Origin of the sequence: Sporosarcina thermotolerans (assembly GCF_042658975.1) — a bacterium.
Taxonomy (GTDB): Bacteria; Bacillota; Bacilli; order Bacillales_A; family Planococcaceae; genus Sporosarcina; species Sporosarcina thermotolerans.
On sequence record NZ_JBHSRM010000008.1, the window covers coordinates 83761 to 105919 of the forward strand.

Here is a 22159-nt window from a genome sequence, read left to right on the forward strand (position 1 = left end):
TAAATAGTTGTAAAACCGATCAGGCTGTTAATTCTACTGCAAAGAAAACAAACAGAAGGTGGTCGAAGAAATGGAAAAAGGAGCATATCGGGTATTGTTGTACTATAAATACGTACACATCGAAGACCCAGAAACATTTGCTGCCGAACATTTGGCGTTTTGTAAAGAAAATGGATTGAAAGGTCGTATTCTTGTCGGAACCGAAGGCATAAACGGAACTTGTTCAGGCACTATTGAACAAACCGATGCGTATATGGCTATGATGCATAGCGATGAGCGCTTCAAAGATCTTTGGTTCAAAATCGATGAGACTGACGGACATGCATTCAAAAAAATGCACGTGCGTCATAGAGATGAAATTGTGAACTTAAGCCTTGAAGAGGATGTCAATCCTCTGGAATTGACAGGACAATATTTGAAGCCTGAAGAATTCTTAAAAGCTATGCAAGACGAAAACACAGTTGTGTTTGACACAAGAAATGATTATGAATATGATCTTGGACATTTCAGAGGGGCGATTCGTCCTGATATTGAAAATTTCCGCGATCTTCCTGAATGGGTTCGTGAAAATAAAGAACTTTTTGAAGGTAAAAAAGTCCTTGCCTATTGCACGGGTGGAATCAGATGTGAGAAATTCACAGGCTGGATGAAGCGTGAAGGGTTTGAAGACGTTGCGCACTTGGAAGGCGGAATCGTAACGTACGGTAAAGACCCTGTGGCGAAAGGCCAACTATGGGACGGTCAATGTTATGTATTTGACGAAAGGATTGCTGTACCTGTGAACCAGGTTGAGCATGTTATCGTCGGCCGCGATCATTTTGACGGTACACCTTGCGAACGCTATGTGAACTGTGCGAATCCTGAATGTAATAAGAAGATCCTTAGCTCTGAAGAAAATGAGCGTTTGTATATGCGCAGTTGTTCGGACGAGTGTCGTGTCCATCCGCGCAACCGCTATTTTGTTGAGCTGAATATGACGGTGGAAGAGTTCGATGCACGTATGGAAGAAATCGAAAAACGTCGTAATGAAGAAAAGATTGCAAATTAATGGGACTGTTCATAAAGTCGATATAACGACTTTATGGACAGTTTTTTTGTAATAAACGAGCGGATTCAGAAATAAACGAGCGGATTCAAGAATAAACGAGCGGATTCAGAAATAAACGAGCGGATTCAGGAATAAACGAGCGGATTCAGGAATAAACGAGCGGATTCAAGAATTAACGAGCGGATTCAAGAATAAACAAGCGGTTTCAGAAACTCCCACGTCCAAAGCAAGCCCCGATTATTTTTTATAATGATGCCGGTAGGAGAAGAAGTACGCGAGCAAGCCAGATATCGGAATAAAGCCGATACTTAAAAATATGAAGAGCGGCTGCAATATACCATCAAATATTTGAAAGAAGGCAACGCTCGAAATGACGACAACAGAGATAACAAGCATTGTAGAAAAGGCGATTTTATAAGCGTCTCCGCTAATTTGTTGTTCCCGTTCATCTTTCGGATTGAATTCCGGGATGAGATGCCCGTAGAAGGCGATTCTTCCGCCATTTTTCTTGATATGTTTCCTTTGATGGAAATAGATTAATAACAAGGAAAGTAGGACAAATGCTTGAAAGTAAAGATGAGAACTATTATGGTTTGCACCTGTATTATGAAGAACACTAAACATAAGCAGGCAGAATGCTACGATTAACATGATTCGCAGTACAATCGCAATTGTTAAGTCTCTCATAGAAACCTCACCTTTCACTTGTATTGCAGTACTTTATAAACAATGAGATACGAAATCAATCCGACAATAGGGATTGATGCAGTTGTAAAGAGTGGGTACCAAATATGGTCGACGAAATAATTTGGGATGTACATATATGATCCAATCATTAATAGTGAATAGATAAGTAGAATAGAAAACGCATGACTAACTGCTTTTCTTGTATTGCCGACAGCCCTTTCGTCAGAAACATCATATTCGAAGGTGAGAAATGAACGTTTATCGGCATTTTTATTTCTCCAAACGATAATCACTAGGACAATGTTGGCGACTAAAAAAAGTATGGTGGTTATTATGACAAATAGACCAGGCCATGGGGAGATGTACAAGCTGAATCCATCAATAAACCCTCGTTCCATCTGAATAAAACTTTGCTCTAACTTTAAATAATCGTAAACCATTACAGATAGTGAAATGAACAACATAATCCGTAAAAAAACAGCGATATTCATTTTCATTTTTCAACTCTCCTCCTTCGAAAATATTTCCTCGATCGGCAGTTTGAAAACTTCAGCCAGGTTCATAGCTAAAAGCAGGGAAGGGGTGTAACTCCCTTTTTCCAACGCGACAATTGTTTGTCTCGTCACACCAACTAAATCTGCCAATTCACCTTGCGTAATATCAAAACGTGCCCGTAGCTCTTTCACACGATTTTTAATCAAATCGAAGCCTCCTCTGCTGAATGGAAACTATCACTTGTGTGTATAGTACACTTTACAATATGTAAAGTCAACCATACATATGTGAGAAAAATAAAAATAGTCCTACTGTACTTTAAATGGTTGTCGACAATGGGTAAATGGTATACTACTATCACAGAAATAATACTGGAGGAAATGGATTTATGGAATGGAAAAATATTTATCGTGGATTCTTAATGGGAATCAGCGACTTGATTCCAGGCGTGAGCGGAGGAACAATAGCGTTCATACTTGGTATATATGATCGGTTATTAACCGCGATCAGCGGATTTTTCAGCCGGGACTGGAAAAAACATATTGGATTTTTAATGCCGCTTGCTATTGGCATTGGTCTTACATTATTGCTCTTTAGTCGGGTAATCGACTTCTTATTAAAAAATTATCATCAGCCTACGCAATTCTTCTTTCTTGGACTGATCATCGGTGTTATTCCGTTCATCTCGAAACAGGCGGGTATGAAAAAGAATTTTAAGTTTGGACATTATATCTTGTTGCTTGTTGTTGGGGCAGCTCTTGCTTCGACTTCTTTTATAAGTCCGGCTGATTCTACAGTAATTACTTCATTGACGTTGAAAAATGTGTTGGGCCTTTTCTTTGCAGGATGGTTAGGTAGCATGGCAATGCTCTTACCTGGTGTTAGCGGCTCTTTTATCTTACTCCTGCTTGGTGTATATTCGACTGCGATCAATGCGCTTTCTACGCTCAACATCCCCATTATCATTGTCATTGGGACTGGTGTTATAGTTGGTTTTATTGTCAGCAGTAAAGTAATTCGTTTTCTGTTGGAAAACTATACCTATGCAACATTCGCAAGCATTATTGGTTTGATCATTGGATCAATATTTGTCATCTATCCTGGGATACCGGAAAGCGGAACCCCGTTCGTGATGAGCATTATTGCACTCATCACGGGGCTGATTGTTGCCAATATCTTCAATTCAGCAAGTCCTTCATCTAAATGAAAGCTGTCATAATTACAATCCAGGAAATATGAATGCTAATTACCACAACATAGACGATAATCGCTATGACGATTAAGTTTTTCAAATTAGATGATGGTTTTACGAAACGCATTAATGTGAATAAGAAAAATGGCAGACTTAATTTTACAAAATAAAAAAGAACAATGCTTAAATCGTATATGTATCTAACGAATGGATTCGATTCTTGGATATGACCATTGCGCAATCCAAGATCAGTGAAGAGGGCATCCATCAAACATAAACAAAAAAGAAGAAAACATGTATTCAATAATCGATCCTTGGATTGTGGAAGAGTTTTTGCTGTTTCCATCTTCATCATCTCTCCTGTTTTGTAACTTTCTATAACTGTTAGGATATGAAGTGGAAGAGGGTTTTATTCCATGCGGGCCAATTATTTGGCAAGAAGATAAATTAAAGAAAACGCCAACGATAGGGGAGAGGCTCCCCGTACGTTGGCGTTTTCTTATTTTACAGTTTCTTGTTCTAAAACATCACTCATCGGAATGCCTAATGCATTCGCGACTCCTTCTCCGTAAGCCGGATCAGCAAGATAGCAGTGTCGAATATGTTTGTACTTAATTTCCTTAGGTGCATCACCTAAATTACGTGCAGTATTTCCGAAAAGTCTTTCCTTCTGATCATCGTCCATCAAGTTGAACAATTTACCAGGTTGTGTGAAGTAGTCATCATCGTCTTCACGGAAATCCCAATGTGCGGCATCTCCATATACTTTAAGTGGTGGCTCTTTGAAGTCCGGTTGCTCTCTCCATTCGCCGAAGCTATTTGGCTCATAAGAAGTTCTGCCTCCGTGATTTCCGTCAACACGCATTGCTCCATCGCGGTGGAAACTATGGAATGGGCACTTCGGTGCGTTTACAGGAATTTGGTGATGGTTTACACCAAGACGGTATCTTTGTGCGTCGCCATATGAGAACAATCTTGCTTGCAACATCTTATCTGGTGAGAAACCGATCCCAGGCACGATAGCTGCAGGAGTAAATGCTGCTTGTTCAACTTCTGCAAAGTAGTTGTTAGGATTACGATTCAATTCGAACTCACCAACTTCAATAAGAGGGAAGTCACCTTTATACCAAACTTTAGTTAAGTCAAATGGATTATAAGGCATGTTCAATGCTTCGTCCTCTGTCATTACTTGGATATACATCTTCCATTTCGGGAAGTCCCCATTGTCGATTGCTTCAAGCAGGTCGCGTTGGTGTGTTTCACGGTCAGTACCGATCAACTCTGTAGCTTGTTCGTCAGTCAGATTTTCAATTCCTTGTTGGGAACGGAAATGGAACTTGATCCATACACGCTCGTTATCAGCATTGATCATACTGTATGTGTGGCTGCCGAATCCATGCATATGACGATATGTTTGTGGAATTCCGCGGTCACTCATGACGATTGTAATTTGGTGTAGTGCCTCAGGCAGGGATGTCCAGAAATCCCAGTTGTTTGTTGCACTACGCATATTTGTACGTGGATCCCGTTTAACGGCATGGTTCAAGTCAGGGAATTGAAGTGGATCCCTGAAGAAAAAAACCGGTGTGTTGTTTCCGACTAAATCCCAGTTACCTTCTTCTGTATAGAACTTAAGAGCGAAACCACGGATATCACGTTCAGCATCAGCCGCACCACGTTCGCCGGCTACAGTAGAGAAGCGGGCAAACATCTCTGTTTGTTTTCCAACTTCAGAGAAGAGCTTGGCCTTTGTATATTTAGAAATATCATTAGTTACCGTAAATGTTCCATATGCACCTGAACCTTTTGCGTGCATGCGGCGCTCAGGAATGACTTCGCGATCAAAGTGGGCAAGTTTTTCAAGTAGCCATACATCCTGTAAAAGGACTGGACCGCGTGGACCTGCTGTCATAGAGTTTTGGTTGTCGACTACTGGAGCACCAGCTGCGGTAGTCAACCTTCTTTGAGAATGATTATCATTATTCGTCATTGATAATGCCTCCTTGACTAATAGTCTTGTATCTTCACCTCCAACTATAGCATATGTAGTATATGAATACTACAGTTATTTATAATAATTATCGATAAAGAATGGCTATTTATATCTGAATAATAGGAAGTCCAAGAGTTATCAATTATAGGATGATAAAAAATGAAGGTACCCAACCAAAGGGTACCTTCGCTAAATCGCTTCTTTATTTACTGAAATGGAAATTTGATCCAATAACCAATTGATAAACAAATAACCGTTGAAACACCAGTACCAATTGATGCGAAAATCAAATATCGCCGCATATCCATTTCAGCACTTCCTGATAAATAACAGATGATATGTCTCATCCCAGGTACAAAATACCCCAAAGTTACTGCCCATGGTCCATATTTTTCAAACCATCGATCCACACGCTGAAGCCGGTTAGGGGATAGTCTGAACCATTTTCCATATTTAGTCAATAAAGGCTTTCCTAGATTTCTACCCAAAGCATAGGTGAAAACTGTTCCTGTCATCACACCTAAAATGGTAATAATTAATGCGGCAGGATAATTTAATGTCCCAATCGAAGTTAAATGTCCAATGAATGCAACTACGAGTTCGTCGGGAAGGGGTAATCCGAATATGCCTAAAGCTAAAAAGAAGTAAACAGCAAAATAACCATAATGAAGAATAAAATCATTGAATTGTAGCATATCTTTCCCCCTTCTTGTGAAGATTTCCGTGATTCTTAGGTGCGGGGAGTAAGCTTCCATTCTCCAATCGACTGTCCCAATCTTACCTCAGAATTTGTCGAGATGGTAGATTGGAATGCGTTTTTATTCTCAAGTAATAAAATGACTGTAGAACCAAAAGAAAAGTAACCGAACTCCTCTCCTTTTCGGCATTCCTTCGATGAATCATTTATGTGGATGCTATTGACATTAAGGGCACCCACCTTAATCATTGCGATTTTGCCGTGCGAAGTCGATAGTTCAGAAATGAGCCGATAATTTGTAGCGAAAGGTTGATTGCCAAGACGCAGCCCTAAATCATTTACTGGAAATGAAGTTGTGCCAAGAGCGTATCGAGATAACAATTTGCCGTCGTATGGATAGTGGAAATGATGATAATCTCTTGGTGAAAGGTAAAATACATAAAAGAATCCACCTTCATAGACATTTGCTATCTGGTCATCTCCCAAAATTTGTTTTATACTATATAGATAATCTTTGATCATGAAAGTCTGATCTCGCTCGATTGTACCGGAAGCACTCAGAATTCCATCTACCGGGGATATCAATATTTCATCTTGAAAGTCGATTGGACGTGCACCTTGTTTTAAATTTCGCGTAAAATAGGCTTGAAGGCTATCATAATGTTCAATAGGAAACTCAGCTTCTTCCTCATTGATAGTATATGTCCGAGCGAAAGGTTTTATCAGCTTTCGACTAAACCGAGAGCTTGTCACGGACTTTAATAGCGAAGAAGAAACAGGATGCCCGGTTAGTTCTACAAAGTATTTGAACAATGCTTTTTTCATTCCATCAGTCTCCAATGCTTTAAATAAATCAACCATACTAAGATGGAGGAATCATTATGTTTTTATCGAGATACTTAGATTATACTAAAATTAAAGGTCAATTGGCTAATGCAATTACTGTTATAAATCTCAGCTTTGGAATAATAGCGATTATCCTTATTGCACGTGAACTTAGTCATATGAGTTTAGTTTTCATCTTCCTCGCTGCTCTTTTCGATCGTTTCGATGGAATGGTCGCACGTCATTTCCATTCCGAGTCTTTGTTCGGTAAAGAACTTGATTCGTTAAGCGATTTAGTTTCTTTTGGTGTTGCCCCGGCGCTTCTAATCTATATGACTGACTTATCCGAGATGCTATGGGTAGGGATTGCAGCTACTGTATTTTATATTGTTGCGGGTGCTATCAGATTAGCTCGATATAACGTCAAGGAATTCGACGGTGCGTTTTATGGTGTGCCGATTACAGTGGCGGGTGTACTCTTAACATTATGTTACTTCCTGAGTCCATACATCGGACCTCAGTTTTTCGTAATCATCATGGTCGTTCTTGGATTTGCGATGATAAGTAATATCCGTATTGCTAAAGTATAACATTGACAGGCGGAGGGAATTTCCTTCGCCTGTTTTTTTGTGTACTCGTATACCTAATTTTAAATGACGATATCAACTAACCGTCAAAAAACTTGCGCTAGGGAAATCCGAGAGTAGGTTCAGGAATCGTTGCTGCTCGTCCCATTGTTGATCGAAATGAGCATTTAGGCCTGTTTTAAAAAACATTCCAAGTTGAGTATCCCTTTTGATCTTTTCTATCTATATAGATGGTGAAGGGGGAGTCATGAATGACATACTATCTAAAGGAATACGCACGCTTCTCAACAATTGAAGAAATGGACGCAGCTACCGAACAGCATTTAATGAAACATTGGGATGAACTGACGAAATCAGATCGTCAGGTTCTCGAAGTGATTCGTCGGTATTCGGTAAAATATGGCGCAGCACATTTGAAACACAGAACAATCGAGGAGATTATCGGTAAAGCGAACGTGACGGTGAGGCGCGCCATAAGCAAGCTTGTAAGCTTAGGCATCATTGATAAAATCCACTTTATCCGCCCAGTAATGAGCGGACTCGGCGCTAACATTTACATCATTTTGCCTTTCGATGAACAGGGGAAAATGGACGACCGTGACCATGACGACAAACCGCATGAGGACGAGGAAACCAAGGGGATTTCAGAGGGTCAAGCTCTTCTTTCTAAATCTCTATTAAAATCTAAAGATCTTAACTACACGTCTCAGCAAGAACCGTCAAGGTTATCCACAAGTCTATTTGGTCGGATGAAAGATTTGCTTGCTGGAACAATTGGTGAAAGTAAATTAGCCCGTGAGTTCTTCGGAATTCACAGGGCTATCTCCGGACGGATGATGAAATATGAAATTTATCAAGAAGATGGACATGTATTCGAAGACCTTGCTTATCGTGCATTGATGATCACAGTGATGGCAACGAAGAAGAAAGTAATCCATAATTTGCCGGGGTATTTCAAGGGTGTTTTAGATAAATTGATCGATGAAACATATTTCAAGGACATTTTCATGCTATATGATAAGCCGGTATGGAACTGAAAAGGATATAGCTTAGCCTCTGCTGAATGACTGGGTAGCCGTAATGTCTTCCATCCTTGGTTTAGAAAGTATATTTATTGCTTTTGACTGAACCTTTTGAAATTGAAAGGTTGATTCATGTTATAATAAATGACTAATGGATTTTTAAGGTAGTGGTAATCGGCATCAATATCAGCTCTAAAAAAGATGTTGCTACCTTAATTAAAGTTTACAGGTTGGATATATTGTGGTAATTCAAAGGGGATTTGTACAGTGAAGAAAATAATAATAATACTTGTATTTATTGTTAGTGTTGTAGGTATTTATCTTTTAAATGTAGCATCCAAAGACGATATGGTTGAAATTAGAAAAGTTGTTGTTTCATTAGAGAAACCAGAGTTAAGGGTAGCCCATATTGAACTACTTGAAAAAAATAGCGCGGTAGCGTTTTATGAATGGGGTCGTGGTGAAGAATCTTCATTTGGGAGTGTACTCTTAAAAAAAGGACTTTTAGGTTGGGAGATAATTAACGGAGGAAGTTTGTATCTGTTAGAGGAATCAAAGGTAAATTGGGGACATTTAGATCTGCGAGATAATTTATCGAATTATACAGATTTACTAAGAGGGAAAATAACCGACCCTAAGATAGAAAGAGTTAATGTTATTACAAAGAACGGAATAAAATATCAAGCTACAGTAAGAAAATATAATAATGATGATGATAGTTTTTGGTTCCTAATTTCAAATGGAGAGGAACTTTTAGGTGCTACCATCATGGCGATTTCTTTTGAAGGGGATGTAATTGAGGAAATTCAAACAAGTAATTGACTTTTAACAAACGGACCAGTAGCTGAATAAATGTACATAATATCAAGGATTGTCCAACCGGGACTTTGGAGGTTTTATAATGGATATTTTATTGCCTATTGGTTTTGGAATTGCTGTAAATTTAGTTGTCTTTTTAGTATCTAAAAGTTTAAGACAAAAAAATGAACGGTCATTATTAATTTGCTTAATTGCCTTTTTAGTGGTTTTATTTGTCTCTATTATTATAGGTTCTTGGGTGGGAATGGGGATAGGGGTTGTTAGTTTAGGAATGTTAATTTTTGTGATTCTTACTGGTATCATTATTGCTCTAAAAAGTGACAGGGAATATCAAATTATTAGGCGAGATAACTGAAGATGAATTGCGCCCCATTTTCACTAACCGCGGAAGTTGAAATTCTCCTCTCAGTAAGTGTGAGGTGCAAGATCCTCGTTGAATTTCGAATTGTTTCAGAGATGGTTTAATTACAAGGTATATAGAAATAGGAATACTTGCAATAAGACATCAGAAATCATATTCGAAATAGCTTTTCACGAATTTAGACATGCGGTTTCTGTCATCTGGTTCGCCAATTTGGTCCAAATCAAAATCATAGAAGTACAAATACGCGATACGTTGGTGTTCATCGGAAGTACCAATCATCCCAAAGGATTTCAGATAGCCGTTTCCTTCCAACACTCGGAACACATAGCTGTTTAGTGAGAAATCAACATCCGGACTACTTGTATCAACGCTCGTTTCAGACGTGGCTTTTAGGTTGGAGATCACGTAGTCTTCTGCGAGTTTCCCTTTTTCTCTTTCATAGGTTTGCATGTCATATTCGATCACAAGCACTACCGAGTTGGCCTCGAAGAAGAATATCTTTTTTTGCGTATGTCGGTATTCGATGTCCTTGTATGTTGGCAATTCGTCAAGAGCGGGCATCACGTCTTTTGCTTCCGCATCCATTGCGGTACCCGTGTTCAGGTACTCATCGATATCCGTACTTGTCTTGCTGCAGCCCGTCAGCAGGAGTACAATGGTCATCATGATCAAGAGTCTAATAAGCAAAACAGATTGTCGTTTCAAAACTCCCATCCCCCTTCAATTTTGCTTTTGATAACAATTCCGTTCTTCTTATAGAACAATCCTACTCCAATAGTTGAACAAGAAAAGTACCGTCTAACAGCTATAATATGCTTTTTTAATTTTTATGAAAACAATTTGGCACTTCATGTAACGAATTCGATTTCCATTCTATAGATTAGTGTACCAGCCATCATCAAAAGATAGGAGGAATTTAGCAGGGTTGTTGTAACTTTTGAATATTGAGTTGCGGTAGTCATGCATCTTCTTTGGTTTGTGAAGGTGTGTTTTTTTGTTTTAAATGAAGATTTTGAAATCAGGTGTAACACTCATGATATAATAGCTTAAAGGAATTTTAAGGGAGCGTTACCTATGCATAATTCGCACATTATTTGAGGGAACCATCCTTCCAATCAATAAAAATAAAAAGACGCGATTCTTGAATTAGAATCAGCGCCTATAGCCACTTACTTCATGGCATTTTTCGTTAACTCCTCAAATTCCTTGTCCGAGATAATCCGATGAGAATACGATATAACACTATAATTGGCATTCCCCCCGTTACCAGGGAAACGAATCGTCATGCGAATTAACTTGTAGGGTGGACTATGTGCACCTTCGAATCCGATGACCCGTAATGTGACATCGTATTGGCCATTATTTTGGGATATTTTTTCAATTCTTTCGTTTTCGAATAACTGAGTATCGCCGTGAGCTTCCATAATATCAAGGATTGTCCAACCAAGACTTCTCAGAAATGCCCCTTCCAATAAACTTGGAAATTGATCTTGAGGGATTATTTCAGTATCTGCAGTTGCTTTTGGAGTCCCACCGAAACTGAGCAGAAGAAATGTAAGAATTATTGCGGGGAGCATAGTTTTATTCATCCGGAACACCACCTTTTGAGATATAATTCCCTAAATGACGGCGCTTATGCTTATCGGGTGAATATCGTAATCAGAGGTTACTAAATTAAGAGGAAGTGTTCATATGCAAACAATAGACTATACAATCGAACCCCCTGAAGATTTCAAGCAAATGCAATCCCTATATGAATCACTGGGATGGAACTCAATTAATTTGACGATTAGCGAGCTAAAACAAATGTGTCTCGGAAGTTGGTATACAATTTATGCCTTTGAAGGGGAACAATTAGTGGGGACGGGACGCGTCATATCGGATGGTGTGATTACTGGAATCATCTGTGGATTAGGCGTTCTACCGAAATATCAGCGCAATGGTATAGGCAAAGCAATATTGAATCGTCTAATTCAACATTGTGAATGTAATCGGGTTATTCCCCAACTCATGTGTGAAGAGCATTTAGAGTCCTATTATGAAAATTTTGGATTTGAGAAGTTTACTGTTGGTATGTCGCGAAAAATAAATCGATAGTAGGGGGACGTTAAGATGGCAAAACGTGGTGCTGGAATTGCATTTATTGCGATATCTGCTTTTTTAATATCGGTTAAGTATATAAGTGCTGCAATTTTTGGTTCTGGAGTTGCAAGTTGGGATAAGGGGTTATTTGATGCGATGCTCTCTTATGTTGGAAATACTTTAAACATTTTTAGTCTATTGTCTTTACTTGTAGGTATTTTATATATCGCATGGGGAGAGTATGAGGAATTAAAACGTAAAAAGGAAACTACTATCTAATCTTTATATAATCAGTCCATATTGCGGTAATGACATAAATTTCATAGTATTCTTGTGGAAATTCACGGCGAAATAATTCAAAAGGAGTTTACGATGAATTATAAGATTATATTTTTTGATGTTGATGGAACACTTATAAATTATGAAGATGGTTGTATTTCTACAAGTACAAAGAACGCTATACGAACGCTGAAAAGTAAAGGAATCAAATTAGTAGCAGCAACCGGTAGACCATTATCGATGTGTCAGGAGTTAAAAACTTTAGGAATAGAAACCTTTATCACAGCGAATGGTGCGTATACTAAACACCAAGATGAAGTGATTCATAAAATACCATTACCAAAACACATTGTTCATTCCGTAAAAGAAATCGCGGAAGAAAATAAACAAAGTCTTTCTTTTTTTACAGAAGAATTAACAATGAACGGAATACAGAGTCCTCTTACCTTCCAAGCGATGAGTGAGACACTTTCATTAACGGAATATCCTAAGCTAAATGAAGAAAATCATAATGAAGAGATATACTTAATGTGTTTATATGCCGGAGAAGAAATCATCCGAGATTATGAAATACAATTCCCAAATTTAATATTTCAACGCTGGCATCCACATATCGTCAATGTTTTGCATGAGGATGTGTCAAAATCAATTGCCATTAAAGAGGTGTTGAAGTATTTCAATATACATTATAGCGAGGCAATCGCATTTGGTGATGGGGATAACGATATCGATATGTTAGAAATGGTAGGCTATGGTATTTCCATGGGAAATGGAAGTGATAAATTAAAAAAGAGTGCTGACTTCGTAACGAAAAAGTCAAATGAAGATGGAATTGAATTTGCATTACGCTATCTTCAATTAATCTAATATCGGGGGATTGGATCAATGTTATATGAATTGTTTAAATATAATTGGCAAGTTAGAGACGAATGGATTGAATGGTCTGATAAATGCTGACTTTTCGTAAATCAAAGAAGTCTTGAGAGCGCATTCAATATCAATAAAATAAAACGAGGTAGGCCGCTCGGTTAGTTTGAATCTTATTCAACTCGATTCTTCTATAAATGATAAATAGATGGGGGAATGAATATGAGTCCAATCGTCAATATTTTTATTTTTGTTTTAATAGTAATACCTATGTTTATCTATTCAGCTTACCTGATTTTTGTAATGTTGAAGAACACTGATTCAGGGAAAAAGTATATTCTGTTCGGAATACAAGTTTCATTGATTGGTGGAATATTAGTTCTCGATGACAATATAGACTTTAATGGATATGAGTACAGTATTGTTATTTTAGGTCTAATTCTTTCAATCGTGGGAATGAGCAAGAATAAATATTCTTCATAAAACATAATTAAGCAAACGGGTGCAGTTGTCGCAAATCAGTTGCGCCTCATGCGGGCCATTTTGTCAGGAGTGTTTGTCAGTTGAAATTTAAATTAGTCGTGACTCTATTGATGCTCAGCATAGCTCTGAATTTGTTTATTTTAGGAAAATGGTTACTAATTGAGCAATGGTATACACCATCTTCAGAGGAAAAGATTATTTTAAGCGAAATGATCCAAAAGACAGTCGAGAGCGAAGACTTTAAGAGGATTGCTGAAGATGAGAATATAGTGGCTATAGAAGCGAGTATGGACAAGAGAAAAGGTGGGAAGTTCCCTTATTATTTCGGTGTTAGTGTCCGGACTGATAAACAAACATTCATATTCTCTTGTAGCAGTAAGGAATGCGAGACAATGGAAAATGGTGAATGGACATACTCCAGATATAAAGATGAAAAACCGCGCCTTCCTTTTAGTGAATAAAAGGCCAATAATATATTGCAATATGGCCAAAAGTTAAAATGCTGATGTAACCTAATTGTGAAAACAACTGTAGGATGATACACGGGGATTAGAACAAGTTGCAGGGATAATTATTACAGCAAATATGGTGTATTTGAAGGGAAAGTATGAAATCTATAGGGGATTTATGTATTCTATTGGGGATAGTATTAAGTTTGGTAGGTTTACTTTATAAGCTCGGAGTATCTGATTCAATTTATTTCCAATACGCATTCGCGATAGGCATCATCTTGTTTGGCATTGGCATTCTATTAGATGGAATAGCTAAAAGAAAAATATAACCTGTATTTATGACTGGCTTTCGCGAAACGGGCGCAATTCCGGAACAAGGATGTGCGGCCCTACTACAATAGGGGGATAGTATATGAAAACAAAATTAACTGTTTTATTTTTGCTATTAATGACTTTCATTATTTTCATTTACTATAAGGTAAACTATAAGGATTTTGATGAAGCTATCAGCGAATCGAATGTTCAAGTTGATGAGGTTTTCCATACTATTGACTTTGATGATTACAAGATTATTTTTTATGGCGATGGTGATGTTTTATCTGTGGCATCAATTGAAAAGACCCTTCTCGGCTATCGGTGGGTGTTTGGGGCGGGAAGTAAGCTATTCAATGAAGAGGATAGAATGTTGACAAGGGCGTTTAGTAACATAGAGTCCACTAATCAAAAATCGAATAAAGAACTAATATCCCTGACTTTCGGGGTAATTAATGATCCTTTGATAGAGTCACTTGAGATTAAATATAAAGACAAAGATTTTGCCGAGGCTACAATCATAGAAACAAGTAAGGGACGAATTTGGTATTGCTTTTCGAAGCTCCCAATTAATTATGATCCCGAAGTAAAAGTCAATTATATGGACGGAACAGAAAAGAATGGTTGGCATTGAACGGGCGCTTTAAAAGGAAAACGAAAGGCACTGGAGGAAGGACATGGGTAGAGATAACGAAACTCCTGAAAAAAGAAGAGAGAGGCTAAGGCAAAAAGAATTAAAGCATCCCTCCAGTAGTATTCGCGGAAGTAACCTGTCTGATCTTGTTGGTGGTTTAGGGTTGAAGGGTACTGGAATAATGATTCTTGTATTAATAGTTGGTTTTGTAATGTACTCCATATTTTTCCGTTAACAAGGATACTTTTTAAAGAAAGGAGGAAGAATGTGTTTTTACTTTTTTGGCCTTTCATGCTCGCTTCAATTGTCTTTTCATTAATTGCCTTAAGTAAGAAAAAGCCGTTGTTTCTCGTTATTTCTTTCTTGTTAATCATACCATTTTCACTTTACTTAGCTGCAACACCGCTATTTAAATGGTGGGGGTTAATCCTGCCGTTTTTTTATCTTGGTTCAGCTTTATCGCTTAGGAAAAATATTATGTGGTTATCGGTTTTGTTAATCCTGCCAGTACTATTAGTATTTGGCTGGCTTGGTTACGTTGTAATAACTCAATAAAATACATTTTAATAGAGAGATATTGCGGTTCTTCATTAAGAAGGATTGCTTTTTTATTTGCAAACATCTTTAAAAGCTAACCTTTTCCAATGAAAATTAAAGTTTTTATTGCCTAAAACTTCCTACGTAATCCATAGTTTCTTAAAAGAAACTACGCCACCTTAAAGTGCGTACTTAACATTCTGAGGGTTAGGGTAGATAATAGGTTCCATAGACACAAACAAATTAAAGGGAGGAATTAATGTTGAATAGCAAAATTTACAATAGAACAATTAGTCATAAATACACCCCTGAATTCCAACGTAATAGTGATATTCATACAATGGCTTGGGTAATTGAACCAGAACAATGGGAGCAACATGATCCCTTTTTGGTTATGGCACATGACCAGATGCGAAGCGGTGTCTTCGGAGTACACCCCCACCGTGGAATTGAAACAGTAACATATATGATTGACGGTAACCTAAATCATTATGATAGCAAACACGGTACAGGGGTCCTTCATCCTGGGGATGCACAATGGATGACAGCAGGACGAGGCGTTGAGCATGTTGAAGATGCTGCTCCTGGGGAATTGGTTAACCTGCTTCAACTCTGGGTCAACATTCCAGCAAAGCAAAAAATGACGGCAGCTCGGTATCAAGACCTTCGAAAAGACTCCATGCCACAAAAAGTGGAAAATGGTGTATCTACTAAGGTGTTTTCAGGCTCAGTAAATGGTTTAACTGCACCAACATTGAATATAACACCAGTTACGATGGTTGAATTTAAAATTGCAGCAGGAAGTGAAAGTACCCCAGAAATTCCAGGGTCTTATAATGGATTCTTATATGTTGTAAAAGGTTCAGGCACTTTTGGTTCAGAGCATACACCTGGTAAAGCTGGTGAGGTATTGTGGCTTGGTTTAGGTAAATCTGCAGAAATAAGTGATATTAAAATCAAAGCTGAAGAAGATATGCATGTCATGCTGTATGCAGGAGAACCGATTGGCGAACCTGTTGCAGCAAGAGGTCCATTCGTTATGAATACAGAAGAAGAAATTCTTCAAGCCTTCGCTGATTATAGAAATGGGACATTCCTGGACTAATGCAGGGAATTAAAGGCAAAAGGGTCTAAAAATACTAATTCGCGCTTCCCGTTACAACAATTGGGTCGGATTGTTGAAAATCATGGGGGGAGAGGGGGCTATAAATGTACAATGATTTCTATGGTAGTTTCAGTTCGATAGTTTTAGGTTGGTTGTTTTGGTGGATAGCTTTGCTATTTTTTCAACGGCTTGCGAATCGCTACCCCAAAAATACTTGGAGGAAGGATATAATCTTAACTTTTTTCCAAAGTATATTCGTCATAATTTTACTTCCAACCATAGCCTATTTCATTCGACCTGACTAAATCTTGTGTAGCATAATCAACTGAGTATCGCCGTGAGCTTCCATAATATCAAGATAGTCCAACCAAGTCTTCTCAGAAATACCCTTCAGCGGTGTTTAGGACATCGTGAGCAAGCCGCCGGCGACGTTCGAATGGGAGTAATGAAAGAAACTCCAAAAACCCACTACAATTTAGGGTTTTTGGAGTTTCTTTTTTAGAAGTCAAACCTGCACAGAGATGGCCTTCATTTCATTAATTTTTTGGAGCGTAGTAACAAGATTTGTCTTCTCGTCTTCGTCCTCTGCGTAAAGGTACGATTCCACAAGCCTGTATCCGAATATGAGAAGGATCATCTCGTAGACGCAATGATCAGCGATATGGGATACATCTACATACTCCGAAAAGCCTTTATAATACGCGGGAACGCATCGCTGGTAGTATTCAACCATGTGATTGATATCCGCTTCATCCGCAATCAAGCTCGCGAGATCCTCTCCCAAGTACCCCCATCCAGATGTGTCCCAATCAATAAGTGCAATTTTCCCGTCGGCATAGATCAGATTGGTCACCCAGAAGTCCCGGTGGCAAAGCACGAGGGGCAGTCTCTCGATGCGGGATAGTATCTCGTCTGCGTACTTATCGATGTCAATGAGCATTTGCCGCAAGTGCTGCGGCAATTCGCAGTCTTCCGAGCGTATATAATTGTAGACGACCGGCCATGACCGGTAATGCAGATACGTATTCTTCATCAGATCTGCATGGCTCAGGTTGTTCAGACTTTGTAGTGCAGCGGGCTGTTCCGCATACAGTTTACCTTGGTAGCGTCCTAACTCAAGTGCTGCTTGTTCATACATGTCACCGGTCAAGTCTAAACCGGTTACGCCGTCGATATATTCCAGCCACAGCTGAAATTCATTTTCTTCGGCATTCATCTTGGCGTGATAACAAAGTGGCCAGCGGAAGGAATCCGAGAACGTCGCTTCTAAGTCGGACTCATATAGATCATATTCCCGTCGCCATGAACCTAAATCTCCGTAACGCTCCCATTTCTTCTGGATTTTCAGTACTGTACTGTACGGCGATTTTTCACCATCCGCGGTTTCGGCGATCCCCGTTATTAGATATACATTTCCCACAGTTCCGCCCTGTAACTGTGTGGTTTGATAGTCGGCATAAACGATTTCCTTTTTGAATTGTTGGCTTAAGGCATAGATCAGCGTTTCGTATTTAATAATCATTTCTTCTATTCCCCCGTTTTCTTCGTTTGCTCGCTCCACATGGTGAACATTTTGTTTGGACCCCTCTTGTCGATAAAGTAGCTCATTTAATGTTGATTTTCGGACGCAAAAATGCCACGGACAAGCAGCCTCTATAGAAGCTGTGTCGCGCGGCATCAGGACGCAAAAAAGATACGACCTATATCGTATCTCGCAAACAGCAATATTCACGAAAGGTTACTTTGGATGGCATACCAAATAATACGGGCGTTTCCCGCATTTTCGCGAATGCCTACTATTCAGTTTTAAGACCAAACCACCATATAAGTAGTTGCCATTTAAACACATCTCCCTTCGTGTCAGGAACTTGGCTTTTGCTAAGCTATCTATAGAATAACTCGTTTTGAAAAGTAAATCAATTCCCGACGGCGCAGGTATTTAGTTGAATCAGTTATGTAACCTTCTTGTATAGAATTCGTTTGAATTTATGTAAAGATTCCACTGCTTTGATAATGAAAGGGGTAACCAAATGACAAGAAGAAAAACTATTATAGTAGTTGCCGCGATTATGTTATCAATTATTTTAATGAAAGTATTAAAAAAAGACGTATGGGATGCTAATGAAGAACTTTTGAAACAAGAGGTAATGAATATTGGTGTTTCCAACGAGTTAGTAAATTTATCCGATGTCACTCCATTTGAGTGGGATTTAGTGTATTCTTTTGACCCGTACACATCTAAAGATACAATTTATCGAACCGTTGGCTATAAGTGGGATTCAATTAGTGAAACGATAAACGGTGGTATGAATCAATTAGTTTTTATGAAAGATAAAAAAGTGGTTTGCTATGTATATGGTTATCCCGCAAATAATGGTTATGGAATTTTCTTTCACAGCAAAAGTAAAGACGTTTCGACTTCTGCTTCTGTACTTAGTTTTGAAGATGATTTGATTTTTCAGGTTATAAGAGGGGATAACGTTATTCTTCTAACGAAAAATGAATGACTCTTCTGCAACAACAATAATCTTTAAGGAATAAGCGAAGCGCATTCGATTAATAATTGTTATCCAATTGCAGTCAAAATTTGGAGTGAAATTAAAAACAGTTAACAGAACTTAGCGCTGTACACTTTTGGCAAGGGGTATCCTTATTTAAATTGAAAAGTTCTAAAAAGATATGATAGGAAAGTGGGGAGATATATGGAAAGGAGTGTACTTGTTTCAAATATAGCAAATAGAATCTTAAGTTTAAAAAGGCTCCATCCAATTAGAGTAGGAGTAAGTGGAATAACGGCATCTGGAAAGACAACGTTTGCTAATGAGCTTATGGAAGAACTTCGAAGTAGAAAGGTGGATGTAATTAGGATTAGCATAGACAATTTTCATAATCCAAGAATTATTCGATACAGACAAGGAAGGGAATCAGCTATTGGTTATTACGAAGATGCTCACGATTATGATTCCTTTAAACAGAAACTCTTAATACCTTTAGGTCCCGGAGGAAACCTTCATTATCAAATAAAATCTTTAGATTTGGCAACGGATGAATATGTGAACCCAGAAATAAAAACAGCAAATATAGATATGATTTTTATTATTGATGGAACTTTCTTATTTAAAAAGGATTTATATAACCTATTCGATGTTAAAATATTTGTTGAAACTGACTTTGAGTTAGCCAGAAAAAGAGGAGCTAAGAGAGAAGAACAGGCATTTGGAAGTTTTACAAAAGCAGAGGAAATGTTCCTAAATAGGTATCACGTTGCTTCGAAACTCTATTTAGAACAACACACACCGCAACTTGATGCAGATATAGTTATAAATAATAATGATTTAGATAACCCATTTATTGTTTAAAAGAAATTTATACTTCAACAGGTGCTTTAGTTGAAGAAGGAATGTCTATTATTAATGGTGAATTATTATCCAATAGATGTTTTTAAGGATGGTGATAAATAGATGTGGAAGGACTATATAAGTTCAATATCAAAAGATTATTCTTTCAAACCACCGGCAACTAAGGCTGAAATAATTCAAATTACAAAGGAACTAAACGTGGAAATATCAAAAAAAATGTTTGAATTATATAATGAAACAAATGGAGTGTTCGATAGTTTCGACTGTCCTTTAATATGGTCAACTTCACAAATAGTAAAAGATAATTTGTTTTTTAGGAATTTTGGTGACTATAAAGATATTTATATGCCATTTGACCACTTGTTATTTTTTTCAGATAACGGCTGTGGTGACCTATTTGGCTTTAAAATATTAAATGGTAGCATTCAAACAGAAGATATTTATGTATGGAACCACGAAGATGACAGCAGAACGTGGGTTGCTTCATCATTGGAAGTATTTATAAAAGGTTGGATTACTGGTGAAATTACTACTTAGATAAAGGTATTTGCTTATTATAGTAACAAGGTGCTTTACCTGAAGATCGTAGGGCTTAGTCGGCTCTTTTTTCTTCAACCAAGGGAGGGAAAATAATGTCCAATGAAGTAAGGTCAAGGAAAATAATTTTAGATTTAGCAGTAACCTTAGATGGATTTATTGAAGGGAAAAATGGTGAAGTTGATTGGTGCATAATGGACTCTGAGATGGGGTTTACTAATTTCCTAAATCAAATAGATACTATTTTATATGGAAGAAAAAGTTACGATTTGTGGGGACAATATACTCCGACAATTGAAGATACTGAAGCTGAAAAAGAAATGTGGGGATTAGTTCACAGTAAAGTTAAATATGTTTTTTCAAAAACGCAAAAAGGGACTGACGAAAAAGCAGTATTCATAAATGAAGATATTCTTGAAGAAGTAAATAAAATAAAGAATAAGCCCGGTAAAGACATCTGGTTATATGGTGGAGCAAATCTTATATCCACCTTTATCAATTTAGACCTTGTTGATGAATTTAGACTATCTGTACATCCTGTGGTTTTGGGAGAGGGAAGACCGATGTTTATTGATATTAAACAGAGATTGAATTTGGAATTAATTAATACAAGAACTTTCTCCTCCGGAGTTGTTCAACTAATCTACCATTTGAAAAGAAATTAAATTGTACTACACGATAGATTAAATTAAGATGATTATAAAGCCGAATACACTCAAATATTCAGCTTTATAATCTATGAAGGGCTAAACTACTTCCATATATCCATATATTTTTTTTTGTATTTTTTGTCGTCAACTATATCAATTAAATCCAGTGCCGTTTGTTTAATAAACTCATCATTGTAATAGTCAAATAAATTTTTCATGTTTTGAATAATGTCATTACGAATTAAAGTGAAATTTTTTTCATCTTCACATTTTTTAAAGCGCTCAACCATAAATTCCATAACCATTTTTAGTTGGGCTGTACCTGCAATTCCGACTTTCCATATAGATTGGAGACTATGTCTAGCTGTAACAAATTTTTCATCTTTAGTTACCTTCCACAATTCAGGGAAATCCTTCATAATTCTCATCTCGGGGTCGCTTTTAGCTAGATTGGCTAAATATTGTGCTGCACGAGAGCGTTGATGGTTATCTTTATGAGTTAAGTCCTTTATTAGTTGATTCCATACTTCGTAAGCCCAATCAACTTGTTGATCAGTTGCTTTTAAAATAATTTGATAGGCTTCATAACGCTCATCTTTATCGCCCGATTTAGATTTATTAAATGCCAATTTTATTTGATTATCCACTTTCCCACCACCTTATTTATGTTATAACGCTGAAATATGTTAACCTGCCCCGTTGGGTGTTGGGCATCGTTTCTCAAACTTTAATTTATTTTAGCATAGATTCCTCATCTAATATGGTATTGCATAATCAGGCGTAATTACATTTAGAAGCGCTCACTTAGTTGATTGTAGTGGAAGGCGGCGACTCCGCCCGCCCTGGGAAAGCGTCCGCCTAAAACGAAAATCAACGATTTCACCCGATTAATTCATTCCCTTGGTGCCTTTAGCAAATCTCTGTTATTCTATAGGAAAAGCATCTAGTTGAAAGGAGAAGCGATCATCCAACTTACGAGAGATCATGATTTAATCAGGATAATTGTAAAAGATATAGAAGAGCTACGTGAACCAGAGAAAATCAGCCCAACTGTTCTGCAGAAATTCTATGCATTATTAGTTGTCAATGAAATACATAGCCGCGACGAAGAACGATTGCTGCTTGAAAAATAA

32 protein-coding genes are annotated in these 22159 nt (G+C 37.7%); 21 read left to right on the forward strand and 11 right to left on the reverse strand.

What is annotated here, in order from left to right; genetic code table 11:
• Positions 1-70 precede the first annotated feature (70 nt).
• A complete protein-coding gene (gene trhO / locus ACFPZG_RS05110) occupies positions 71-1048 on the forward strand; it encodes an oxygen-dependent tRNA uridine(34) hydroxylase TrhO (protein WP_317941240.1) in 978 nt (325 codons plus the stop codon).
• A 237-nt stretch (positions 1049-1285) separates the two neighbouring features.
• Here trhO and ACFPZG_RS05115 read toward each other — a convergent pair whose 3' ends face one another.
• Genes ACFPZG_RS05115 through ACFPZG_RS05125 form a run of 3 tightly spaced genes read right to left on the reverse strand, consistent with a single transcriptional unit; the run spans position 1286 to position 2436 of the window.
• Positions 1286-1735, reverse strand: coding sequence for a hypothetical protein (locus tag ACFPZG_RS05115; protein ID WP_283732402.1), 450 nt, complete (start codon positions 1733-1735; stop codon positions 1286-1288).
• A gap of 14 nt (positions 1736-1749) precedes the next feature.
• Positions 1750-2232: a hypothetical protein gene (locus tag ACFPZG_RS05120; protein ID WP_317941147.1), complete on the reverse strand. Its 483-nt coding sequence runs from the start codon at positions 2230-2232 to the stop codon at positions 1750-1752.
• A 3-nt stretch (positions 2233-2235) separates the two neighbouring features.
• Positions 2236-2436: a helix-turn-helix transcriptional regulator gene (locus ACFPZG_RS05125; protein WP_283732400.1), complete on the reverse strand. Its 201-nt coding sequence runs from the start codon at positions 2434-2436 to the stop codon at positions 2236-2238.
• Between the two features lie 182 nt (positions 2437-2618).
• On the opposite strand from ACFPZG_RS05125, the gene ACFPZG_RS05130 reads away from it, so the two are divergent.
• Positions 2619-3437 carry a DUF368 domain-containing protein gene (locus ACFPZG_RS05130; RefSeq protein ID WP_317941146.1) on the forward strand — a complete coding sequence of 273 codons (819 nt, stop codon included), beginning with the start codon at positions 2619-2621 and terminating at the stop codon, positions 3435-3437.
• Here ACFPZG_RS05130 and ACFPZG_RS05135 read toward each other — a convergent pair.
• The 4 genes from ACFPZG_RS05135 to ACFPZG_RS05150 form a co-directional block, all read right to left on the reverse strand.
• On the reverse strand, positions 3430-3768 hold the full coding sequence (locus tag ACFPZG_RS05135; protein ID WP_283732399.1) for a DUF5658 family protein: 339 nt from the start codon (positions 3766-3768) through the stop codon (positions 3430-3432). The two genes, ACFPZG_RS05130 and ACFPZG_RS05135, sit on opposite strands and share 8 nt — an antisense overlap.
• A gap of 153 nt (positions 3769-3921) precedes the next feature.
• A complete protein-coding gene (locus ACFPZG_RS05140; protein WP_283732398.1) occupies positions 3922-5412 on the reverse strand; it encodes a catalase in 1491 nt (496 codons plus the stop codon).
• 209 nt (positions 5413-5621) lie between these two features.
• A complete protein-coding gene (locus ACFPZG_RS05145) occupies positions 5622-6110 on the reverse strand; it encodes a DedA family protein (RefSeq protein ID WP_283732397.1) in 489 nt (162 codons plus the stop codon).
• 35 nt (positions 6111-6145) lie between these two features.
• Positions 6146-6973, reverse strand: coding sequence for a phosphatidylserine decarboxylase (locus ACFPZG_RS05150; protein ID WP_381426426.1), 828 nt, complete (start codon positions 6971-6973; stop codon positions 6146-6148).
• 20 nt (positions 6974-6993) lie between these two features.
• Between ACFPZG_RS05150 and pssA the strand changes: the two genes are divergently transcribed.
• The 4 genes from pssA to ACFPZG_RS05170 all read left to right on the forward strand — a co-directional run bounded on the left by pssA (position 6994) and on the right by ACFPZG_RS05170 (position 9720).
• The gene (gene pssA, locus ACFPZG_RS05155; protein WP_317941145.1) at positions 6994-7527 is read left to right on the forward strand and encodes a CDP-diacylglycerol--serine O-phosphatidyltransferase; all 534 of its coding nucleotides are present in this window, start codon (positions 6994-6996) and stop codon (positions 7525-7527) included.
• A gap of 248 nt (positions 7528-7775) precedes the next feature.
• A complete protein-coding gene (locus ACFPZG_RS05160; protein ID WP_283732395.1) occupies positions 7776-8561 on the forward strand; it encodes a helix-turn-helix domain-containing protein in 786 nt (261 codons plus the stop codon).
• Between the two features lie 252 nt (positions 8562-8813).
• Positions 8814-9368: a hypothetical protein gene (locus ACFPZG_RS05165; RefSeq protein ID WP_283732394.1), complete on the forward strand. Its 555-nt coding sequence runs from the start codon at positions 8814-8816 to the stop codon at positions 9366-9368.
• Between the two features lie 79 nt (positions 9369-9447).
• Positions 9448-9720 (forward strand): YesK family protein, encoded by a 273-nt coding sequence (locus tag ACFPZG_RS05170; RefSeq protein ID WP_283732393.1) that lies wholly within the window; start codon positions 9448-9450, stop codon positions 9718-9720.
• 150 nt (positions 9721-9870) lie between these two features.
• Here the strand turns inward: ACFPZG_RS05170 and ACFPZG_RS05175 are convergent, their stop codons facing one another.
• Positions 9871-10434 (reverse strand): hypothetical protein, encoded by a 564-nt coding sequence (locus tag ACFPZG_RS05175; RefSeq protein WP_283732392.1) that lies wholly within the window; start codon positions 10432-10434, stop codon positions 9871-9873.
• A gap of 464 nt (positions 10435-10898) precedes the next feature.
• The gene (locus ACFPZG_RS05180; protein ID WP_283732391.1) at positions 10899-11318 is read right to left on the reverse strand and encodes a DUF3888 domain-containing protein; all 420 of its coding nucleotides are present in this window, start codon (positions 11316-11318) and stop codon (positions 10899-10901) included.
• Between the two features lie 103 nt (positions 11319-11421).
• Here ACFPZG_RS05180 and ACFPZG_RS05185 point away from each other — a divergent pair, with 103 nt between their 5' ends.
• From ACFPZG_RS05185 to ACFPZG_RS05230, 10 genes are all read left to right on the forward strand, one after another.
• Positions 11422-11826 (forward strand): GNAT family N-acetyltransferase, encoded by a 405-nt coding sequence (locus ACFPZG_RS05185; protein ID WP_283732390.1) that lies wholly within the window; start codon positions 11422-11424, stop codon positions 11824-11826.
• A 15-nt stretch (positions 11827-11841) separates the two neighbouring features.
• Complete coding sequence (locus ACFPZG_RS05190) at positions 11842-12090, forward strand: hypothetical protein (protein ID WP_283732389.1); 249 nt, start codon at positions 11842-11844, stop codon at positions 12088-12090.
• A 93-nt stretch (positions 12091-12183) separates the two neighbouring features.
• Positions 12184-12957: a Cof-type HAD-IIB family hydrolase gene (locus ACFPZG_RS05195; protein ID WP_283732388.1), complete on the forward strand. Its 774-nt coding sequence runs from the start codon at positions 12184-12186 to the stop codon at positions 12955-12957.
• A 306-nt stretch (positions 12958-13263) separates the two neighbouring features.
• Positions 13264-13440 carry a hypothetical protein gene (locus ACFPZG_RS05200; protein WP_381426427.1) on the forward strand — a complete coding sequence of 59 codons (177 nt, stop codon included), beginning with the start codon at positions 13264-13266 and terminating at the stop codon, positions 13438-13440.
• An 80-nt stretch (positions 13441-13520) separates the two neighbouring features.
• Complete coding sequence (locus ACFPZG_RS05205) at positions 13521-13901, forward strand: hypothetical protein (protein WP_283732387.1); 381 nt, start codon at positions 13521-13523, stop codon at positions 13899-13901.
• Between the two features lie 176 nt (positions 13902-14077).
• Complete coding sequence (locus ACFPZG_RS05210; protein ID WP_283732386.1) at positions 14078-14221, forward strand: hypothetical protein; 144 nt, start codon at positions 14078-14080, stop codon at positions 14219-14221.
• An 83-nt stretch (positions 14222-14304) separates the two neighbouring features.
• The gene (locus tag ACFPZG_RS05215; protein WP_283732385.1) at positions 14305-14838 is read left to right on the forward strand and encodes a hypothetical protein; all 534 of its coding nucleotides are present in this window, start codon (positions 14305-14307) and stop codon (positions 14836-14838) included.
• A 43-nt stretch (positions 14839-14881) separates the two neighbouring features.
• Positions 14882-15073 (forward strand): DUF6366 family protein, encoded by a 192-nt coding sequence (locus ACFPZG_RS05220; RefSeq protein WP_283732384.1) that lies wholly within the window; start codon positions 14882-14884, stop codon positions 15071-15073.
• 32 nt (positions 15074-15105) lie between these two features.
• Positions 15106-15393, forward strand: coding sequence for a hypothetical protein (locus ACFPZG_RS05225; RefSeq protein WP_283732383.1), 288 nt, complete (start codon positions 15106-15108; stop codon positions 15391-15393).
• Positions 15394-15634: 241 nt separating this feature from the next.
• Positions 15635-16480, forward strand: coding sequence for a pirin family protein (locus ACFPZG_RS05230; RefSeq protein ID WP_381426428.1), 846 nt, complete (start codon positions 15635-15637; stop codon positions 16478-16480).
• A gap of 505 nt (positions 16481-16985) precedes the next feature.
• Here ACFPZG_RS05230 and ACFPZG_RS05235 read toward each other — a convergent pair.
• Positions 16986-18002 carry an aminoglycoside phosphotransferase family protein gene (locus ACFPZG_RS05235; RefSeq protein ID WP_317941149.1) on the reverse strand — a complete coding sequence of 339 codons (1017 nt, stop codon included), beginning with the start codon at positions 18000-18002 and terminating at the stop codon, positions 16986-16988.
• 508 nt (positions 18003-18510) lie between these two features.
• Here ACFPZG_RS05235 and ACFPZG_RS05240 point away from each other — a divergent pair.
• The 4 genes from ACFPZG_RS05240 (at position 18511) to ACFPZG_RS05255 (ending at position 21041) form a co-directional block, all read left to right on the forward strand.
• Positions 18511-18987 (forward strand): hypothetical protein, encoded by a 477-nt coding sequence (locus ACFPZG_RS05240; protein WP_283732381.1) that lies wholly within the window; start codon positions 18511-18513, stop codon positions 18985-18987.
• Positions 18988-19182: 195 nt separating this feature from the next.
• Entirely contained in the window at positions 19183-19839 is a 657-nt protein-coding gene (locus ACFPZG_RS05245; protein WP_283732380.1) for a nucleoside/nucleotide kinase family protein, read from the forward strand.
• A gap of 102 nt (positions 19840-19941) precedes the next feature.
• A complete protein-coding gene (locus tag ACFPZG_RS05250; RefSeq protein ID WP_317941142.1) occupies positions 19942-20376 on the forward strand; it encodes an SMI1/KNR4 family protein in 435 nt (144 codons plus the stop codon).
• 95 nt (positions 20377-20471) lie between these two features.
• Positions 20472-21041 (forward strand): dihydrofolate reductase family protein, encoded by a 570-nt coding sequence (locus ACFPZG_RS05255; RefSeq protein ID WP_283732378.1) that lies wholly within the window; start codon positions 20472-20474, stop codon positions 21039-21041.
• Positions 21042-21127: 86 nt separating this feature from the next.
• Here ACFPZG_RS05255 and ACFPZG_RS05260 read toward each other — a convergent pair whose 3' ends face one another.
• Positions 21128-21673, reverse strand: a complete 546-nt coding sequence (locus ACFPZG_RS05260) for a hypothetical protein (RefSeq protein WP_283732377.1) — start codon at positions 21671-21673, stop codon at positions 21128-21130.
• Positions 21674-21973: 300 nt separating this feature from the next.
• Here ACFPZG_RS05260 and ACFPZG_RS05265 point away from each other — a divergent pair, with 300 nt between their 5' ends.
• Entirely contained in the window at positions 21974-22159 is a 186-nt protein-coding gene (locus ACFPZG_RS05265; RefSeq protein ID WP_283732376.1) for a hypothetical protein, read from the forward strand.

Excerpts from the sequence above, each read along its gene's own strand:
- ACFPZG_RS05120 (WP_317941147.1), bottom strand. The coding sequence starts at position 2,232 with ATGAAAATGAATATCGCTGTTTTTTTACGGATTATGTTGTTCATTTCA.
- ACFPZG_RS05145 (WP_283732397.1), bottom strand. The coding sequence starts at position 6,110 with ATGCTACAATTCAATGATTTTATTCTTCATTATGGTTATTTTGCTGTT.
- ACFPZG_RS05215 (WP_283732385.1), top strand. The coding sequence starts at position 14,305 with ATGAAAACAAAATTAACTGTTTTATTTTTGCTATTAATGACTTTCATT.
- pssA (WP_317941145.1), top strand. The coding sequence starts at position 6,994 with ATGTTTTTATCGAGATACTTAGATTATACTAAAATTAAAGGTCAATTG.
- ACFPZG_RS05170 (WP_283732393.1), top strand. The coding sequence starts at position 9,448 with ATGGATATTTTATTGCCTATTGGTTTTGGAATTGCTGTAAATTTAGTT.
- ACFPZG_RS05195 (WP_283732388.1), top strand. The coding sequence starts at position 12,184 with ATGAATTATAAGATTATATTTTTTGATGTTGATGGAACACTTATAAAT.
- ACFPZG_RS05235 (WP_317941149.1), bottom strand. The coding sequence starts at position 18,002 with ATGATTATTAAATACGAAACGCTGATCTATGCCTTAAGCCAACAATTC.
- trhO (WP_317941240.1), top strand. The coding sequence starts at position 71 with ATGGAAAAAGGAGCATATCGGGTATTGTTGTACTATAAATACGTACAC.
- ACFPZG_RS05255 (WP_283732378.1), top strand. The coding sequence starts at position 20,472 with ATGTCCAATGAAGTAAGGTCAAGGAAAATAATTTTAGATTTAGCAGTA.
- ACFPZG_RS05220 (WP_283732384.1), top strand. The coding sequence starts at position 14,882 with ATGGGTAGAGATAACGAAACTCCTGAAAAAAGAAGAGAGAGGCTAAGG.
- ACFPZG_RS05140 (WP_283732398.1), bottom strand. The coding sequence starts at position 5,412 with ATGACGAATAATGATAATCATTCTCAAAGAAGGTTGACTACCGCAGCT.
- ACFPZG_RS05150 (WP_381426426.1), bottom strand. The coding sequence starts at position 6,973 with ATGGTTGATTTATTTAAAGCATTGGAGACTGATGGAATGAAAAAAGCA.
- ACFPZG_RS05250 (WP_317941142.1), top strand. The coding sequence starts at position 19,942 with ATGTGGAAGGACTATATAAGTTCAATATCAAAAGATTATTCTTTCAAA.
- ACFPZG_RS05230 (WP_381426428.1), top strand. The coding sequence starts at position 15,635 with ATGTTGAATAGCAAAATTTACAATAGAACAATTAGTCATAAATACACC.
- ACFPZG_RS05130 (WP_317941146.1), top strand. The coding sequence starts at position 2,619 with ATGGAATGGAAAAATATTTATCGTGGATTCTTAATGGGAATCAGCGAC.
- ACFPZG_RS05245 (WP_283732380.1), top strand. The coding sequence starts at position 19,183 with ATGGAAAGGAGTGTACTTGTTTCAAATATAGCAAATAGAATCTTAAGT.
- ACFPZG_RS05180 (WP_283732391.1), bottom strand. The coding sequence starts at position 11,318 with ATGAATAAAACTATGCTCCCCGCAATAATTCTTACATTTCTTCTGCTC.
- ACFPZG_RS05240 (WP_283732381.1), top strand. The coding sequence starts at position 18,511 with ATGACAAGAAGAAAAACTATTATAGTAGTTGCCGCGATTATGTTATCA.
- ACFPZG_RS05190 (WP_283732389.1), top strand. The coding sequence starts at position 11,842 with ATGGCAAAACGTGGTGCTGGAATTGCATTTATTGCGATATCTGCTTTT.
- ACFPZG_RS05135 (WP_283732399.1), bottom strand. The coding sequence starts at position 3,768 with ATGGAAACAGCAAAAACTCTTCCACAATCCAAGGATCGATTATTGAAT.
- ACFPZG_RS05115 (WP_283732402.1), bottom strand. The coding sequence starts at position 1,735 with ATGAGAGACTTAACAATTGCGATTGTACTGCGAATCATGTTAATCGTA.
- ACFPZG_RS05160 (WP_283732395.1), top strand. The coding sequence starts at position 7,776 with ATGACATACTATCTAAAGGAATACGCACGCTTCTCAACAATTGAAGAA.
- ACFPZG_RS05185 (WP_283732390.1), top strand. The coding sequence starts at position 11,422 with ATGCAAACAATAGACTATACAATCGAACCCCCTGAAGATTTCAAGCAA.